This is a genomic window from Corynebacterium variabile (genome assembly GCF_006539825.1).
Classification (GTDB): Bacteria; Actinomycetota; Actinomycetes; order Mycobacteriales; family Mycobacteriaceae; genus Corynebacterium; species Corynebacterium variabile.
Genome location: NZ_BJNT01000056.1, coordinates 1 through 1330, shown reverse-complemented (window position 1 = coordinate 1330; position 1330 = coordinate 1). Strand labels below are relative to the sequence as shown.

At 66.4% G+C, this 1330-nt stretch carries 1 protein-coding gene; it reads right to left on the bottom strand.

All coding sequences use genetic code 11. The features are described 5' to 3' along the window. Positions 1 to 3: 3 nt before the first annotated feature. Complete coding sequence (locus tag CVA01_RS14730) at positions 4 to 1227, bottom strand: HNH endonuclease signature motif containing protein (protein ID WP_141331825.1); 1224 nt, start codon at positions 1225 to 1227, stop codon at positions 4 to 6. Positions 1228 to 1330: the final 103 nt, after the last annotated feature.

Sequence of the window (1330 nt, the reverse complement as noted above, 5' to 3'; positions counted from 1 at the left end):
GGGTCAGATGTCGGGGCCGGCTCTGGCCGGGGACAGTGGCCCGTCTGCCTCGGTGACCGCGATGACCCCGGCCGGGCCGGCCCAGATCACCGTCACTCCGTCATCGACGGTCTCCGCCGACCACAGGCCCGCAGTCTTGAGGGCATGATGCAGCCGACACAGGCACATCCCGTTGGCGACAGACGTCGGACCGTCAGAGTCCGGACTGGTGTGCCACGAGTTCACGATGTGGTCATGTTCGCACCGGTCAGCGGGGATGTCACAGCCCGGGAACCGGCAGTGCCCGTCCCTGCCCTCCATCGCCGCGCGCTGCATCGTGGGAAACCGGTAGGCCTCGCTCTCGTTACCGAGCACCGTCTCCCAGTCCTGCAGGCACCGCACCAGGTCCGCGACCGACTCCAGCATCTCCGCGGTGACATCAGAGAGGTAACCGACCTTCGGGATGAACGCCCCACCGACACCGGTCTTCCCGTCGACGGTGGTGCGGTACAGGTTGACCACGGTGCGCATCGTGTCCGGGGTATCCCCCAACTGGTCGAGCAGCACGCGTGCCCGGCACTGTGCCATCGAGGGCACCGGAGCACTGTCGGCACTGTCGGCACTGTCCTGATCCTCTGCGCCCCTGCGCGCTTCCCGCAGCATCTCCAGTGCCTTCTCCCCCACCGCACCCCATACCGCGGTGGCGGTGGTCTCTGAGCCGCAGTCCAGCACCAGTTTCGTGCCACGCTTGGTCAGCCGTTGGGTGTCCTGCTCAGCCAGTTCGGTCGCCGCGACCAGACCGGAAGCGACAGATGCGAGAGTCTCCTGGACGACCAGGGCGAAGGCATCCAGGCCGACGGGGCAGTTCGCCTCCATCCAGTCGGTCAGTGCCGCAGCGACGGCGGTGTCGATGACCGGGCCGAGTCGCCGGGCTTCGGACCGGGTGAGGGTGGTGAGGTGGCGGTTGATCTGGGACCAGACGGTGTCGAGGTGATCGACGGTGATCCGACCGTCGGCGCCGAGCAGGTCGAACAGTTCCGGCATCCGAGCGGCGAGTTCGGCAGCGTGTGCGTACCGGTAGGCCTCCGCCCGCGTCCGTCCGCGGAGTGCGAGGACGGTCGACAGTCGCAGGTCGTCGTCGATGGTCAGCAGCCAGGTCACGAGGTCGAACTCGGCGTGGTTGACCGCCTGGACGAGGTCGCGTGCTGGGTGTTCCGCATCCAGCGGAAGAGGCAGTGCGGTGGTCATGTCCCCTCCCCTCGCAGCGTCTGTATCATCGTCGACCGACAGTTTGATTACTACCAGAAAGCATACATTAACCTTTTGGCACCGTCAACCACATGTTCGAATC

Excerpts from the sequence above, each read along its gene's own strand:
- CVA01_RS14730 (WP_141331825.1), bottom strand. The coding sequence starts at position 1,227 with ATGACCACCGCACTGCCTCTTCCGCTGGATGCGGAACACCCAGCACGC.